The organism is Fodinicola feengrottensis, assembly GCF_039530045.1.
GTDB lineage: Bacteria > Actinomycetota > Actinomycetes > Mycobacteriales > HKI-0501 > Fodinicola > Fodinicola feengrottensis.
The window spans coordinates 127935-142656 of the sequence record NZ_BAAANY010000019.1; the positions used below are offsets into that span (position 1 = coordinate 127935).

Annotated in this window: 12 protein-coding genes; 6 read left to right on the forward strand and 6 right to left on the reverse strand. The window is 69.5% G+C overall.

What is annotated here, in order from left to right; translation table 11 throughout:
- Positions 1 to 104 precede the first annotated feature (104 nt).
- The 4 genes from ABD301_RS23545 to ABD301_RS23560 all read left to right on the forward strand — a co-directional run bounded on the left by ABD301_RS23545 (position 105) and on the right by ABD301_RS23560 (position 5491).
- On the forward strand, positions 105 to 626 hold the full coding sequence (locus ABD301_RS23545; protein WP_344312621.1) for a hypothetical protein: 522 nt from the start codon (positions 105 to 107) through the stop codon (positions 624 to 626).
- Between the two features lie 67 nt (positions 627 to 693).
- Positions 694 to 1758: an AAA family ATPase gene (locus tag ABD301_RS23550; RefSeq protein WP_344312622.1), complete on the forward strand. Its 1065-nt coding sequence runs from the start codon at positions 694 to 696 to the stop codon at positions 1756 to 1758.
- Positions 1758 to 3062, forward strand: a complete 1305-nt coding sequence (locus tag ABD301_RS23555; RefSeq protein WP_163569184.1) for a DUF58 domain-containing protein — start codon at positions 1758 to 1760, stop codon at positions 3060 to 3062. Before ABD301_RS23550 ends, ABD301_RS23555 begins: the two co-directional genes overlap by 1 nt.
- Entirely contained in the window at positions 3062 to 5491 is a 2430-nt protein-coding gene (locus ABD301_RS23560; protein WP_344312625.1) for a transglutaminase TgpA family protein, read from the forward strand. The genes ABD301_RS23555 and ABD301_RS23560 overlap by 1 nt, the downstream gene beginning before the upstream one ends.
- A gap of 42 nt (positions 5492 to 5533) precedes the next feature.
- On the opposite strand, the gene ABD301_RS23565 is transcribed toward ABD301_RS23560, so the two are convergent.
- Positions 5534 to 6952 (reverse strand): amidase, encoded by a 1419-nt coding sequence (locus ABD301_RS23565; RefSeq protein WP_163569187.1) that lies wholly within the window; start codon positions 6950 to 6952, stop codon positions 5534 to 5536.
- Positions 6953 to 6958: 6 nt separating this feature from the next.
- The gene (locus tag ABD301_RS23570; protein ID WP_163569188.1) at positions 6959 to 7357 is read right to left on the reverse strand and encodes a DUF3040 domain-containing protein; all 399 of its coding nucleotides are present in this window, start codon (positions 7355 to 7357) and stop codon (positions 6959 to 6961) included.
- A 307-nt stretch (positions 7358 to 7664) separates the two neighbouring features.
- Here ABD301_RS23570 and ABD301_RS23575 point away from each other — a divergent pair, with 307 nt between their 5' ends.
- Positions 7665 to 9491 carry a glycosyltransferase family 39 protein gene (locus ABD301_RS23575; protein WP_344312628.1) on the forward strand — a complete coding sequence of 609 codons (1827 nt, stop codon included), beginning with the start codon at positions 7665 to 7667 and terminating at the stop codon, positions 9489 to 9491.
- On the opposite strand, the gene ABD301_RS23580 is transcribed toward ABD301_RS23575, so the two are convergent.
- The 3 genes from ABD301_RS23580 to ABD301_RS23590 are packed head-to-tail and all read right to left on the reverse strand — an operon-like array spanning position 9466 to position 12654.
- Complete coding sequence (locus tag ABD301_RS23580; RefSeq protein ID WP_344312629.1) at positions 9466 to 10695, reverse strand: DNA polymerase IV; 1230 nt, start codon at positions 10693 to 10695, stop codon at positions 9466 to 9468. The genes ABD301_RS23575 and ABD301_RS23580 overlap by 26 nt on opposite strands.
- Before the next feature lie 29 nt (positions 10696 to 10724).
- On the reverse strand, positions 10725 to 11876 hold the full coding sequence (locus tag ABD301_RS23585) for an alkaline phosphatase family protein (protein ID WP_344312631.1): 1152 nt from the start codon (positions 11874 to 11876) through the stop codon (positions 10725 to 10727).
- 19 nt (positions 11877 to 11895) lie between these two features.
- Positions 11896 to 12654 carry a methyltransferase domain-containing protein gene (locus tag ABD301_RS23590; protein WP_344312632.1) on the reverse strand — a complete coding sequence of 253 codons (759 nt, stop codon included), beginning with the start codon at positions 12652 to 12654 and terminating at the stop codon, positions 11896 to 11898.
- Between the two features lie 137 nt (positions 12655 to 12791).
- On the opposite strand from ABD301_RS23590, the gene ABD301_RS23595 reads away from it, so the two are divergent.
- On the forward strand, positions 12792 to 13748 hold the full coding sequence (locus ABD301_RS23595; protein ID WP_344312635.1) for an aminoglycoside phosphotransferase family protein: 957 nt from the start codon (positions 12792 to 12794) through the stop codon (positions 13746 to 13748).
- Here the strand turns inward: ABD301_RS23595 and ABD301_RS23600 are convergent, their stop codons facing one another.
- On the reverse strand, positions 13749 to 14441 hold the full coding sequence (locus ABD301_RS23600; protein WP_163569191.1) for an RraA family protein: 693 nt from the start codon (positions 14439 to 14441) through the stop codon (positions 13749 to 13751). It abuts the gene before it with no gap.
- Between the last annotated feature and the right edge of the window lie 281 nt (positions 14442 to 14722).

Sequence of the window (14722 nt, forward strand, 5' to 3'; positions counted from 1 at the left end):
AGACACGAAAAAACCCCTCGCGCAGGAGGGGTCGCCGTACTGATCGCCGCGGTCCCGCCAACCGGCGGGAGCGGATCAGTACGGCCTACTAAGGAGCAGTCCGTATGCCGCCACGCGAAGAGTCTACCGTGCCGGCGCCGACCGCCCTGTCACCAGGTCGCGCGGACGCGGAACCGCGCGGCCGGGTTCCGGTCCGGTTCTCGTACGGCCAGACCTGGTCGCCGGATCGGCCATCGGCCGGGCCGCGGTGGGACACTCACTGGATGCTGGTTGACTGGCTCGGCTACGGCCTGGGCATCGCGTTGGCGCTGCCGGTGGCCGCCATCGCCGTCCACCAGCGGCGATGGTGGAGCTGGCTGGAGCTGGCCGGCCTCGCGCTGCTCGCGGTGGCGGCCCTGCGTACGATCGGCGCGCCGGCGTGGCTGGTGACTGTCGGTGTCGACGTGGGTCCACCCGCGTTAGTCGCCGGGCTGGTGGCGTGGCGGTTGCACGACGACGCAGGGTGGTTCGCCCGTAAAGACACCGGAAAAGACTCCGTCATCACCGGGCTGACCAGCAATGATCACGAACAGCAAACGGAATCCGGAGTTGCGGTGCCGCCGCGAGCGTCCACCTGCGAGGATTGACGCTCACAGCGAACACACGGGGTATAGACCGGCCGAGGACCCAACCATCGGCCGACGGGGGCCGACGATGCGCGGCCAGCGGGAGGAGTGGACGGTGGCTCACGGCATGCTGGAGGAGTTCGAGCCTCGGCTTGGCCAGACGGCGCAGAACGGTCAGATCCCGGCGGGCGGCGCTTTGGTCACCCACAATGACCTCGCCGACGCGGCTCAGCGGATTGTCCGCAACATAGAAAACGTCATTTCTGGTAAGACCTCGACCGTACGGCTGGCGATCGCCGTGCTGCTCGCCGAGGGTCACCTCCTGATCGAGGATGTGCCCGGCGTGGGTAAGACCATGCTGGCCAAGGCGCTGGCCCGGTCCATTGACTGCTCGGTCCGCCGGATCCAGTTCACCCCGGACCTGCTGCCGACCGACGTGACCGGTGTGAACGTCTACAACCAGGAGACGCACGACTTCGAGTTCCGGCCCGGCGCGGTGTTCGCGAACCTGGTGGTCGGCGACGAGATCAACCGGGCTTCGCCCAAGACCCAGTCGGCGCTGCTGGAATGCATGGAGGAGCACCAGGTCACGGTTGACTCCACCACGTACCAGCTGCAGAGCCCGTTCATGGTGGTGGCCACCCAGAACCCGATCGAGATGGAGGGCACCTACCCGCTGCCGGAGGCGCAGCGGGACCGGTTCACCGCCCGCATCGCGATGGGCTACCCGGCCCAGGAGGCCGAGCTGGCGATGATCGACCAGCACGGCATGACCGACCCGCTGGCCTCGTTGCGCGCGGTCGCCGACGCGGCCCAGATCCGCGCGATGATCGACATCGTCCGGCGTACGCACGTATCCGACCCGGTGAAGCAATATGCGGTGGAGCTCGTCGCCTCCACCCGCCAGCACCCGGACCTGCGGCTGGGCGCCAGCCCGCGGGCCACCCTGCACCTGCTGCGCACCGCACGTGCGGCCGCCGCCCTGGTCGGCCGTGAATACGTGCTGCCCGACGACGTCCAGCACCTGGCGCTGCCGGTCCTCGCGCACCGGCTGCTGCCCAGCTCCGAGGCGCAGTCCCACCGCCGTACGGCCGAGCAGATCGTGCATGAGCTGCTCCGCCGGGTCCCGGTCCCGACCGCCCGGACACATTAGTGTTCTCCGCGCTGCGGGGACTCACACTGCGTGGCCGGAGTTTCCTGGCCGCCGGGATCGCCAGCGCCGTGTGCGCGCTGATCCTGGGCGAGAACGACCTGCTACGAGTAGCCGTGCTCCTGATCCTGCTGCCCATCCTGTCGTCGCTGGCGGTGGCCAGGACCCGCTATCTGATGTCGTGCCGACGCACGCTGAGCCCTGACCGGGTGCCAGCCGGCAAGCCGGTCAAGGTCACCCTGACGGTGGAGAACACCTCGCGGCTGCCAACCGGGGTGCTCCTGCTGGAGGAACAGCTGCCGTACGCGCTGGGCAGCCGGCCGCGGTTCGTGCTGGACCGACTGTGGTCCCGGCAGTCGGCCCGGGTCAGCTACCAGGCCCGCGCGGACGTACGCGGCCACTACCAGCTCGGCCCGCTGCAGGTCCGGGTCACCGACCCGTTCGGGCTGTGCGCGCTGAACAAGTCGTTCACCGGCACTGAGCGGCTGTCGGTGATCCCGGCCGCGAAGCCGCTGCCGGCGGTCCAGCTGACCGGCCAGCGGCAGGGCACCGGCGACAACCGCGGGCGTACGGCCGCCGTGCACGGCGAGGACGACGCGGCCACCCGCGAATACCGAATCGGCGACGACCTGCGCAAGGTGCACTGGAAGTCGACCGCGCGGGTGGGCGCCCTGATGGTTCGCCGCGAGGAGCAGCCCTGGCACAGCCGGGCCAGCCTGCTGCTGGACACCCGGGCGATCGGCCACCGCGGCGACGGACCCGGCTCGAGCTTCGAGTGGTCGGTCTCGGCGGTCGCCAGCATGGCCGTGCACCTGTACGGCCGCGGCTACACGCTGAAGACGGTGACCGACATCGGTACCGAGGTAGAGACCAGCCGGCACTCCACGGACGGCCCTCTTATGGACTTGCTCGCCGGCGCCCGGTTGTCGCACCAACGGCACTTCACCGACGGCGTCACCCGGCTGCGTAAGCACGGCGGCGACGGCGTCCTGATCGCCGTTCTCGGCTTGCTGGACGACGAAGCCGCCGCGGAGCTCGCCAACCTGTCCCAGGGTGGCCGGCCGTGCGCCGCACTGTTGCTGGACACCACCACCTGGACCCGGCAGGCCGGCGAGACGGAGATGGTCGCCACCCGGGAGGCGTACGACCTGTCCGTCCAGCTGCTGCGCGGCGCTGGCTGGAAGGTCGTGGAGGCCGGCCACGGTGACCCGCTGGAGAAACTCTGGCGGCAGGTGACCACCTGGTCCGGCCGCGGCGGCTCGACGCTGGAACTGCCGACCGCGAGCGGAATCGAGGGACCGCGCTGATGCCCACCATGTCCGCACTGTCCTGGCAGCTGCGCCGGACCGTTGTGGTGTCCATCGCGGTCCTGCTGTCGGCGACCGCGCTCGGACCGATCTTCAACTCCATCTGGGGCTGGCTGCTGCCGGTGGTGGGCGCGATGGTGGCGGTCGCCGCGTCCGCCGCCTTCGCTCGGCTGCTCCGCGTCCCGCTGTGGCTGCAACCAGCGGTAATGGTCGTCGGGCTGGCGCTCTACGTCGTCCTCATCCTGGTACGGACCGGGAACTGGTTCGGGATTGTCCCCACCCCGCAGAGCCTGGAGGCGCTGTCCTCGCTGGTCCGCGGCGGGGTCAGTGACGTGGTCACGCAAAGCACGCCCACCAACGCCTCGGCCGGCCTGGTCTTGCTGACCACCGTCGGCGTCGGGATGGTCGCGATCGTCGCCGACATCGTCGCGGTGGGCCTGCGCCGGCCGGCGCTCGCCGGCCTGCCGATGCTGGCGCTCTACGCGATCCCGGTGTCGGTGACCGGCACCGGGATCCCGTGGCCGCTGTTCGTCCTCGGGGCGGGCGGCTATCTCTGGCTGATCTCCACCGACCACCGGGACCGGATCCGCGGCTGGGGCCGGATGATGCGGCCGGCCCGTACGCCGATGGACTCGACCTCCGGCGATGTCACCAACACCCCGATCGGAGCCGCCGGCCGCCGGATCGGCCTGATCGGGATCGCGGTCGCCGTGGTGATTCCGCTGCTGCTGCCCAGCCTGCCAGGCAGCAACCTGGCCGCGCTGTTCAACGGCGGCGGCTTCGGCGGGCCCGGCGCCGGCCGGGCCACCCTGGTCAACCCGATCTCCACCCTGAAGGGCCAGCTCACCCAGCCCAGCAACAGCGAGATGCTGCAGTTGCACACCAACGAGACGAGCCAGCAGCTGCAATATCTGCGGTTGGCCACGCTCGACACCTTCACCCCGTCCGGCCCGCAGGCCGGCTGGTCCCCCGGCGACGCGAAGAGCAGCGCCCGCAACCGGGTCACAAGTGGGCCAATCGCGGCGCCCGGTGTGGACGCCAACGCCGCGCACCACACGGTGAAGAGCAGCGTGAAGATCACCGGCCTGACTGCCTCGCCGTATCTGCCGGTCTACCCGAACAGCACCAAGGTCGACATCGACGGCGACTGGCACCTCGACTCGCTGTCGGGCAACATCTTCAGCCCGTACGGCAAGACCGGCACCGCCACCTACCAGTTCACCTCCACCCACGTGGACTACGACCTGTCCGCCCTGGAGGCGGCGCCGAAGCTGCCCACCAGCGACCCGATCATGCAGCACTACGGCGCGGTGCCGGTGCTCGCGCAGGTGCAGGGCATCGTCGACCCGCTCATCCGCGGCAAGACGACCTGGATCGACAAGGCAAACGCCATCGACCAGTATTTCCGCGGCAACGGCTTCGTCTACGACACCTCGACCAGGCCTGGCAACAGCGGCAACGATCTGGTCGACTTCCTGCAGAACAAGCGCGGCTACTGCGAGCAGTACGCCTCGGCCATGACGTACATGGCGCGGCTGGCCGGCCTGCCGGCCCGAGTCGCCGTCGGTTTCACCCAGGGCCGCAAGATCGCCGATGGCACGTACTCGATGCACGCCCACGACGCGCACGCCTGGGTGGAGATCTACTTCAAGGGCCTGGGCTGGGTGCCTTTCGACCCGACCCCGCCGGACCCGAACACCGTACGGACCCCGCTGCCGTGGACCCAGCCGGACGGCGGCCAGGGCGCCGCTGGCAGCACCACCCCGAACGCGGCGCCCACCGCAAGCGCCTCGACCGGCGCCGCCGGAAAGTCCCGAAGCAAGCTGGACCAGCAGCAGGACAGCGCCGACCCAGCCGCCAACGGACTGGCACCGACCGGCCCGCCGCCGGCCCTGTGGTGGGGCCTGGGGCTGCTGCTGGCCGTGTTGCTGTGCATGCTGGTGCCCACGATGCTGCGCAGTCGCATCCGGCGCCGCCGGATGACCATCGCGAAGGCCGGCAGACCGACCACGGCCGCGCACGCCGGCTGGGACGAGGTCCTGGACACCGCGGCCGACCTGCAGTTCCCACTGGACGTCTCGGAAACACCGCGAAGCACGGCCGAACGGCTGGAATCCGAGGCGAGCCTGGACGCCGCCGGGGTCAGCGCGATCGACTTGCTGGCCAGTGCCGAGGAGCAGGCCAGATACGCGCCGCACGCGGCGCCGGCGCAGGGTCTGGACGAAGCGGCCGCGACCGTAGGCCGGCAGCTCAGCCGCGCGGTGTCCAAGCGTCGCCGCTGGCGAGCCGCCCTGCTGCCGGCGTCCGCGCTGGCCGCGCTGTCGGAGCCGACGAGCCGATGGAGCGAGGCGACCGCGGAATGGGTCTGGCGGGTACGCCACGCCGTCGGCCGCGTTTTCCGCTTCCCCAGGTCCGCCCCTCGCGGCTGACACCCGCGAATGTGACGAAACAGCTCAGTTTTGTCCGTTTCGTTACATTCGCGGGCGGTGCTGGCCGTGCTGGGTGGCTTGTTCGAAGGCATGGCCGATCTGCAGCAGGTCGAAGTCACCGTGCCAGCGGCCGACCAGCTGCAGCCCAACCGGCAGGCCATCGCGGGTGAAGCCGGCCGGTACGGACAGCGCCGGCAGGCCGGTGGCGGAGATGTCGGTGCAGGACCGCATCCAGTCCAGGTAGTGCGGGGTCGCGGTGCCGTCGATCTCGGTGGGGAACTCCAGGTCCACGTCGAAGGGCGGCAGCTGGCTGACGGGCAGGGCCAGCACGTCGTACGAGTCGAAGAAGGCGCGCATCCGCCGGTAGAGGGTGGTCCGCTGCTCCTGTGCGGCCATGATGTCCGCGGCGGACAGTCGTCGGCCGGCCGCCACGTTCTCGACGACCGTTTGCTTGATCAGGCCAGGATGGGCGTCCACCAGCGGTCCGAGGGTGTACGCGAAGGACGCGGCCCGGAGCGTACGGAAGCAGTCGTTGGCACCAGAGAGGTCTGGGCAGTCCTCGGTGACGTGGGCGCCGAGCCGTTCGAAGACTCCGGCCGCGGCCGCGATGACGGCCCTGACCTCCGGGTCGACCGGCAGCGTGCCGCCGAGGTCGGTCGAGTAGGCCACTCGCAACCCGGCGGGGTCACGGTCCAAGGCTGCGCTGAACACCTCTCCCGGCTCCGGCAGCGAGAGCGGTGAACGGTCGTCCGGACCGGCCATCACGGACAGCCCAAAGGCGACGTCGGCGACCGTACGGGCGATCGGCCCGTCGACGGGCAGCCACGCCCACCCGAGCGCGGCTGGATAGGCCGGGACGCGGCCGGCTGACGGGCGCAGGCCGACGACGTTGCAGAAGGAGGCCGGGAACCGCAGCGAGCCACCGAAATCGCTGCCGTCCGCGAGCGGCTGCATGCCGGTGGCGACCGCGGCCGCGGCTCCCCCGCTGCTGCCGCCGGCCGAGCGGTCCAGCGCGTACGGGTTGCGGGTCGGCCCGAAGAGCGGGTTGAAAGTGTGCGCCCCGGCGCCGAACTCCGGCACGTTCGTCTTGCCCATGCTGATCGCGCCGGCGGCCCGCAGCCGGGCCACCACCAGGTCGTCGTGGTCCGGGATCTGGTCGGCGAACACCGGCGAGCCCAGGGTGGTCCGGATGCCGGCCGTCATGTTGGTGTCTTTATGGGCGATCGGAACACCGTGCAGCGGGCCCAACGGTCCACCCGAAGCGGCCAGCTGGTCGGCCCGTACGGCCTGCTCCATGGCCCGATCGGCGATCAGCGTGACGATCGCGTTGACAGCCGGGTTGACTCGCTCGATGCGGCGCAGGTGCGCGTCCAGCACTTCGCGTGCGGACAGCTCACCAGCTCCGATGTCAGCAGCGAGCTGCCGGGCACCAAGGAAAACGAGATCTTCTTCGGTAGGCACCGAAACTTACGAGGTCCAGCGGTTCGGGCGGCGACGCCAGCGATCTTCCAGCCGGTCCATCAGCGAGCCGCGGCGGCGCTCGCCGCCTTCCTCGGAACTCGCACCGGGCGCCTCCAACTGGCGGTGCCGGTAGGCGCTGAGTCCGAAGACCAGGCCACCGAACATCGCGAGGAAGCCGACGGCGGCAACGATCGGCACACCCCACACGTCCGGCTTGCCGAAGATCACGCCGACACACACCAGCGCCAGCCCGACGACCGCGACGATGCCGGCCAGCACCATCCGGCGACGGACATGGTGACGCGGATCGGCGGCGCGTACGGTCGAGGCGAACTTGGGGTCTTCGGCGACCAGCGCACGCTCGATCTGCTCGAGCAGGTGCTGTTCATGCTCGGAGAGCGGCACGGCACTCCTCCTGCGACTCGGCCACGCCCGCCAGGGCGAGGGAAGAGTATCCCCCGCCGGTTGACGGTCGATCTGTTTGCTACCTCTGAGGTACCCCGAACTGACGGCGTAGTAACAACAGTCTACGAGCACGGCGCCCGTCCGGAAAGATGGGCGCCACGGTCAAGGGTGCCATCTCTGTGAGCATCCCGTCACAGAACCGCGAGGATTGGCAGCCGTACGTCCCGATGACCTCTCGATGACCTCCCGATCCGGCCCAGCCGGGCCGGATCGGGGTCCTTCCGGCGCCCCTGGAAAGATCCCGCGCATGCCCGGATCACATTCTGTCGACACCGAACCCACCGCGCCCGAGCAGAAGCAGGCCGACCCGGCTCCCACCACCAGCCCCGCCGGCCGGGGCGGCTGGCTCAGTCCGGTGACCAACTGGGTGTACGGGATTCTGGTGACAGTCGTGATCCTGGCCGGCACCGCCGGCGCCGTCCGGGTCTGGCTGAGCGATCGGGGCTTTTGGAACGACGAGCTCTACATCGCCGCGAACGTCCGCGACCTCGGCGTACGCGGACTTTTCGGCGCCCTGCGGTATTACCAGATCGCCCCGCTGGGCTGGCTGGTCACCGAGAAGAGCTTCCTGAAGGTGCTCGGTGAGAGCGAGCAGGCGCTCCGGCTGCCGGCGATGGTCGCCGCGGTGGCCACGCTCATCCTCGGGGTCGTGCTGGCCTGCCGGGCGATCGGCAGGTGGGCCGCACTGCTGACCGGGCTGCTGCTGGCCACCTCGCCGATGCTTCTGACGTACGCGGGCGAGCTGAAGCAATACACCACCGAGGCCGCGATCGCGCTGCTCGTGCTGCTGGCCGCCGACATGTACGCGGCTGACGACCGGCAGCACCTGACCCGGCGCCGGCGGCTCATCACCTGGATCGTGATCGGCATGATCGCCGCGGTGTTCAGCTACAGCGCGATGGTCGTCATCGCGGCCGCACTCGCTGCCGTGGTGCTGCATCTCTGGATCCGCAAGCGATTCCCCGACATGAAGGCCTTCCTGCTCGGCAGCATCCCGGTCCTCGCGCTGACCGCGGTGGTCGTCTTCCGCCGCCGGATGCTGCCGCAACTGGCCGACCAGAACGGCTACTTCCCGACCGGTTTCCCGCCGGCACACTCGAACCTGCCGCAGATCATCGAGTGGCTGCCCCGGATGTGGGGCGGTTTCGTGCAGTCCCCGCTGATGTGGGGGGCGCCCGTTTTGGTGCTGTTGCTGGTGATCGGCGGGCTGGTGTCGCTGGTTCTGCGGGGCCGGCTGTTGTGGGCCGCACTGTTGACCGCGGTGCTGGGCGTGGCGATCTGCGCGGCCGCCGTGCAGGGCCTGCCGGTGCAGGACCGGGTGTCGCTCTACCTGTTGGCACCAGTCGCGCTGGCCATCACGGCCTGCGTCGACGGCGCGGTCCGTGGCTGCGTACGCGCTTTCACCGCGGTGTCAGGAAAACAGGCCTCAGCAGCACAGGGTTCGGCAACACAGGGTTCGGCAACAGAGGTTTCGGCAGCACAGTGGTGGAGCCGTACGCGGCCGATCGGCACCGCGGTCGGCGTCGTGCTCGCCATCGGTACGGTCCTGTCGCTCGGCACCACCGCCGCCATTGCCCAGCCGGCGGTCGCCGGTGCGTACAAAGAGGTCACCACTCCGCAGTATCGCGACCCGGGCCGAGACGTGCTGGCCGATGTGGCGACCCGACTGGAACCCGGCGACCGGGTCGTCGGCTATGCCTTCAGCAAGCCGCTGATCGCTTGGTACGGCCGACACTTCCACCTGCCGGTGGTGGGCCTTGCCACCCTCGGCCCGCAGAAGACCTGCCATCCCGAGACGCTCGCGCCGATCCTCGCCGGCGCGACCCGCATCTGGTACGTACACGGCGCCCGACTTTCCACCCACCCCGACGATTTCAACGCTCGGGTGGTCGCCATGCTCGGCCAGCACGGGCACGTGGTCCAGTCCAAGCAGATCAACTCGGCGTCGGCCGCGCTGGCTTCGCCGGGATGGACGCTGATCGACGTGAAGGCCGGGCCAGACCCGCACCCGGCGACATTCCCAGCACTTCCCGACTATGCCTGCATGACTATGTTGCCGGCTCCGACTTATTAGGCGCCTGTTTTCGCGGCACCAGGGTAGCGGGGCGGATCGCTCCGGAGCCGAACCGTTTCGCGGCGGCGTCGACGGCCTGTTCGGCGTCGCGCCAACCGTGGTCCGGGTCGCCGAACATCAACTGCTCGCTGCCGCCGGCACCGTCGCCGAGGTGCTCCACTCGTACGCCGATCAGCCGAATACGCGGCTGGTCGAGCCGTAGGGCGTCGTACAGACCGCGGGCGGTCGCGTAAATCTCGTGGCCGCTGTCGGTGGACTGGTGCAACGTACGCGAGCGGGTGATCGTTTTGAAGTCGGCGAACCGGACCTTGATGCTGACCGTACGACCGGAATAGCCGCTGGAACGCAGCCGCTCGCCCACTTTTGTGGCCAGGTGCAGGATTTCCTTGTGCATCCGGCGGTGATCGGTGACGTCGATGTCGAAGGTTTCCTCGGAGCCGATGGACTTGTCGTGCTCCTCCACGGAGACCCGGCGCGGGTCGCGTCCGTTGGCCAGCTCGAAAAGATGCGCGCCGGCCGCCGCTCCGACGGTTTTCTGCAGCGTACGCAACGGCATCGCGGCCACATCGCCGACGGTTTTGCACCCTGCCCGGGTCAGGATCTCCTCGGTCCGCTGGCCAACGCCCCACAGCGCACCAACCGGCAGCGGGTGCAGGAACTCCAGGATGGAGTTTTTCGGTACGACCAGCTTGCCGTCCGGTTTGCACAGCGAGGACGCGAGTTTCGCGATGAACTTGGTCGACGCCACCCCCACCGAGCAAGTGATGTGCTGCTCGGCCTCGACCCGGCGGCGAATCTGCTCGGCGATGCTGGCTGGCGGTCCGAGCAGCCGGACCGCGCCGGTCACGTCCAGGAACGCCTCGTCGACGCTCAACTGTTCCACCATCGGCGTGACGTCAGCGAAAATCGCCATCACATCGCGGGACACCTCGCCGTACGCGCCGTGGCTGACCGGCAGGAAGACGGCATTGGGGCAGAGCCGGCGGGCGACCCCGGTGGGCATGGCGCTGCGTACGCCGAAAGCGCGCGCCTCGTAGCTCGCCGACGACACCACCCCGCGGCCGCCGGTGCCACCCACAACAACCGGTTTCCCCCGCAGCTCGGGGCGGGTGCGCAGCTCGACGGACACGAAGAAGGCGTCCATGTCGACGTGCAGAATGGTGCAGCCGGTGTCGTCGCCGACCTCGCCGGGCTTGGTCGCCATCCGCGGCAGATGCTGGCTGCGGCCCACCGCTAGCCGGCCCCGGAAGACACCAGCAACGGGACCAGCTGTTCGTCCGGCACCATGCCGCCGTGCAGTCCGACCAGCGAAGACTCCAATGGCTCGGCCTCGGTGGCGATCACCGCGACACCGGCGCCAGGCGCTGTCACCACGTCCCCGATCCGGGGACGCACCCGGTCGTCCACCTTCGGTCCGAACCAGCCGTCCGCGATCGCCTGGTCGCGGCTCACCACCAGCGTGTCCGGTCCGAGGACGTCGGTCCACGCGGCCAACACGTCGGCTTCCGCGCCAGGTTGCGCGTACACATGGCGGGCCCGACCCTCGCCGCCGAGCAATGCCACGCCCTCCCACAGGGCGGGCCACTCGTCGGCGTCCAGCCGGCCGGCCGGTGGCACGTCAATCATCCCGTGGTCGGCGATCACCACCAGCGCCGCGTCCGGCGGCAAGGCCGCCCGCAGGGTGCGTACCAGCAGGTCGACCTGCGCCAACTCGGCCCGCCAGGCCTCGGACTGCCAGCCACGCATGTGGCCGGTGGTATCCAACTCCGCGAAATACGCATAGGTGAGCGCGCGGTCGGCGCTCGCGGTCGCGTCGGCGGCCCCATAAGCCAAGTCGCCGAGGCTGTACGCCGGACGGAACCGACCGCCGCGAGCGGACGCCCTGGTCAACCCACTGCCGTTGTGAAATCCAGGCCCAACGTGTGCGACGGCGAGACCGAAGCCGGCGGCGCGGGCCAGCACCGGCTCGTACGGCTGCCAGGTCAGCGGGTCGACTTCGCGGTCCCAACGCAGTGAATTCATCAGGCGGCCAGTGCCGGGGATGGCGACCTGGTAGCCCAAAACTCCATGCAGGCCTGGCGGCAGGCCGGTGCCGACCGTGGTGACGCTGGTCGCAGTGGTGGCCGGAAACGCCGTGGTGATCGACCGCCCCGCCATCGCGTTCAGGGTCGGCGCCTCGTCCAGATGCGCACGCAGCGCGTTCCAGCCGAGCCCGTCGATCAGCAGCACACATGCCCGCTTGAAGGACCCACCGGCTAAGGCCTGGATGCCGAGCACGTCGTCGTATCCGGGCACGCCAAGCACCGCGGCGACCGACGGCATCACCTCGGCGAGCGAGCCGGTGCCGTACGCCGGCAGCCGTACCGCGCTCGTTTCGCTGCTCATGTCGGGCCCATCTTCGGACTCATCGTCGGGCCAGTAAATGCAACTGGGTCGCGAGGTCTCGATAGGGCAGCTGGTCGGACAGCGCCAGCTCCAGGCTCAGCAGGTCATCGGTCGGGTGCTCGATATCGACCGTGCCGGCCACCAGGTCGGCCACCACCCTTACGCCGTGGACCTGCTCGACAGTCAGGCCGGCACCGGCCAGCAGCGCGGCGGCACTGACCGGGTCGTACCGCCGCAACGCGGTGTCTCCGCCCGGAAACCTGCCATCGGCGTCCTGCAGCCCCGCGGCGGCCAGCTGGAAATGCCCGCCAATGGCCTTGGCCAACACCGCCGCGGCCCGGTTGGCCAGCACCACGCTGGCGAGCCCGCCCGGGCGCAGCACGGCCCGGATGGCCACCACCGCGGCGGCCGGATCGTCCACATATTCCAGCACGCTGTGGCACAACACCAGGTCAGCGGCCTGCGCTCCGACCGCGGTGATCAGCGTCGCGACATCTCCCTGCACCGCCGTCACACGGTCCGCGACGCCCGCGTCGATCACTCGGCGGCTGAGGGTGGCGAGCGCGTTCGGGCTCGGGTCGACCACGCTGACGTGGTGCCCCTGACAAGCCAGCGGCACCGCGAACCCGCCGCTGCCGCCGCCGACGTCGACCACCCGCAACGGCCCGTCGGCAGCGCGCCGGTCGATCTCGGCCTGCAACCCACGCCAGATCACCGCGGTGCGTACGGTGCTGCCGGCGCCCACTCGCGCCGTCTGGTCACCCTGAATCACTGTCACCCCGGATCATTCGCGGTTCCTGCGGTGAACCCTTGTTTGTGAACCTTAGTGTCGAGGGCTGACAACCTGGCGGATCGACTCCGCGGGGCGGCGAAAATTCCTGGGCGTACGGTCGATCGCCAGCAATACTCGCTGATATGACCGATCTGCCGGGAGAATACGTCGACGGTGTGAGAACGCTGCTCCAGGACCAGGCCGACCGGTGGCTCGGCGAGCTGCCGGGGCACGTCAAACGGCTTCTGGACGACTGGCGGCTGACCATCGCCGACCCCGACCAGCCGCCCATGCACGGCTTGTGCGCGATCGTCCTCCCGGTGACCACCGCCGACGGCGATAAAGCCGTCCTGAAGGTCGGCATCACCGGGCCCGACAACCACCCCGAAGCCGAGGCGCTGCGCCGCTGGGGTGGGCAAGGCGCCGTACGGCTGCTCCGCGCCGCGCCCATCATCGACGGCACCCGCGGCGTCGATCATCGTGGCCAGTGGTACGGCACGAATGCGCTGCTCTTGGAGCGGCTGGACAGCTCCCGGTCGCTGGCAAGTGTCGACCATGAGCTCGGCGCGGCAGTGATCGGCGGCCTGCTCCGCCGGCTGGCGATCCCGGTCGGCGACGAGCCCGGCATCCTGACCCGGCAAAACGACACCGCGGCCCGCTGGGCCACCGAGTTGCCCGCACAATGGGAGCGTCTCGGCCGCCCCTGCGAGCGCGAACTCGTCGATTTCGCGGTCGCCACCTGCCAGCAGCTGCTTGTTGAGCGGCCTTTGCTCGTACACGGTGACCTGCACCAACACAACGTTCTCGCGGCCAGCAACGACTCGTGGCTCGCGCTCGATCCGAAGGGCGTGGCGGGTGAGCCGGAATTCGATGTGCTGCCGGCGCTGCACAACCTCTGGGACGACTTGGTCGCCACCGGCAACACCCGCCGAGCGCTGCTGCGCCGGGTCGCCATCATCGTCGAAGCCGGCGACCTCGATGGCGAACGCGCCCGCCGCTGGTCTCAGGCCCGCGCCGTCGACAATCTCCTGGGTGCCGTGGAAGACGACGACTCCGACTTCGCCGAGATGTCCCATCACATCGCCAGCTGGCTTACCTGACTATTCCTCGATGGCTCCGTCGAGCCGCCGCAGGTGCCGGCGGAACGTGTACGCCGGATCAGCCGCCCGGCGAGCCAGGTAGTCATCGAAAGCCGTCTGCTGGCGCAACGTGTCGCCAGCCTTGATCCGGTCCACCTGGTCGCGCTCGGTCCGGCAGATCTGTTGCGCGATCGCCAAAATCTCGTCGAGCCGGCCAGCGGGCACGAACAGAACTCCATCGTCGTCACCGAAAACCACGTCGTCGCGACTCACCTCGTACGACCCGATGCGCGCTGTGGTGAGCGCGTCCGCCTCCTGCTCGTCCAGCCGCACCGGACCGGACGGATAACTGCCGTAGCTGAACACCGGGATCCCGATCTCCACCAACTCCCGGGTATCCCGATGCAGCCCCCAAATCACCACCCCGGCCACTCCGGCCGACGCCGCCTCCAGCACCGTGAGATCCCCCGCGCAGGCCTCATCTCGCCGCCCGCCGTTGTCCACCACCAACACATCGCCTGGCTCGGCCTGCCCGTACGCCTCCAGAAACACGTCCACACTGCCGTAATGCCGCGCCGGCAACACCCGCCCAGCAAGCCGGTGCCCTCGTACGACCGCACCCATCCCAGCCGGCGCCACCCGCAACGGCACCTCCGCCCGCAAGCACGCGTCCGCCACCAGAGGCGTGGAAAGCTCGGCGAAAATCTTCAGCATCGGCCCATTTCTCCCTGTCTCGGCAACACAAACAATCCTAAACCGATGTTGTGCGACTCCAGTCGTCGCGACTCTCCAGGTGGCGACCGCCACCCAGCGACCGCTGTCCGCAGCTAGCGCCGTTGATCATGGGACAACCCCGCACCTTCTCGAGAAAAGTGCGCGATTGTCCCATGATCAACATCCCCATCCCAACATGCGGGACGGCAACACCTCGACAGTAACTCCAGCCCCACCAACAACAGGTCCAGCGTCGAGTGCCGGACAAAACCCCACACTCG

Coding starts and splice junctions, on each gene's coding strand:
- ABD301_RS23545 (WP_344312621.1), top strand. CDS start 105: ATGCCGCCACGCGAAGAGTCTACCGTGCCGGCGCCGACCGCCCTGTCA.
- ABD301_RS23550 (WP_344312622.1), top strand. CDS start 694: ATGCGCGGCCAGCGGGAGGAGTGGACGGTGGCTCACGGCATGCTGGAG.
- ABD301_RS23560 (WP_344312625.1), top strand. CDS start 3,062: ATGCCCACCATGTCCGCACTGTCCTGGCAGCTGCGCCGGACCGTTGTG.
- ABD301_RS23575 (WP_344312628.1), top strand. CDS start 7,665: ATGCCCGGATCACATTCTGTCGACACCGAACCCACCGCGCCCGAGCAG.
- ABD301_RS23580 (WP_344312629.1), bottom strand. CDS start 10,695: ATGGCGACCAAGCCCGGCGAGGTCGGCGACGACACCGGCTGCACCATT.
- ABD301_RS23585 (WP_344312631.1), bottom strand. CDS start 11,876: ATGAGCAGCGAAACGAGCGCGGTACGGCTGCCGGCGTACGGCACCGGC.
- ABD301_RS23595 (WP_344312635.1), top strand. CDS start 12,792: ATGACCGATCTGCCGGGAGAATACGTCGACGGTGTGAGAACGCTGCTC.
- ABD301_RS23600 (WP_163569191.1), bottom strand. CDS start 14,441: ATGCTGAAGATTTTCGCCGAGCTTTCCACGCCTCTGGTGGCGGACGCG.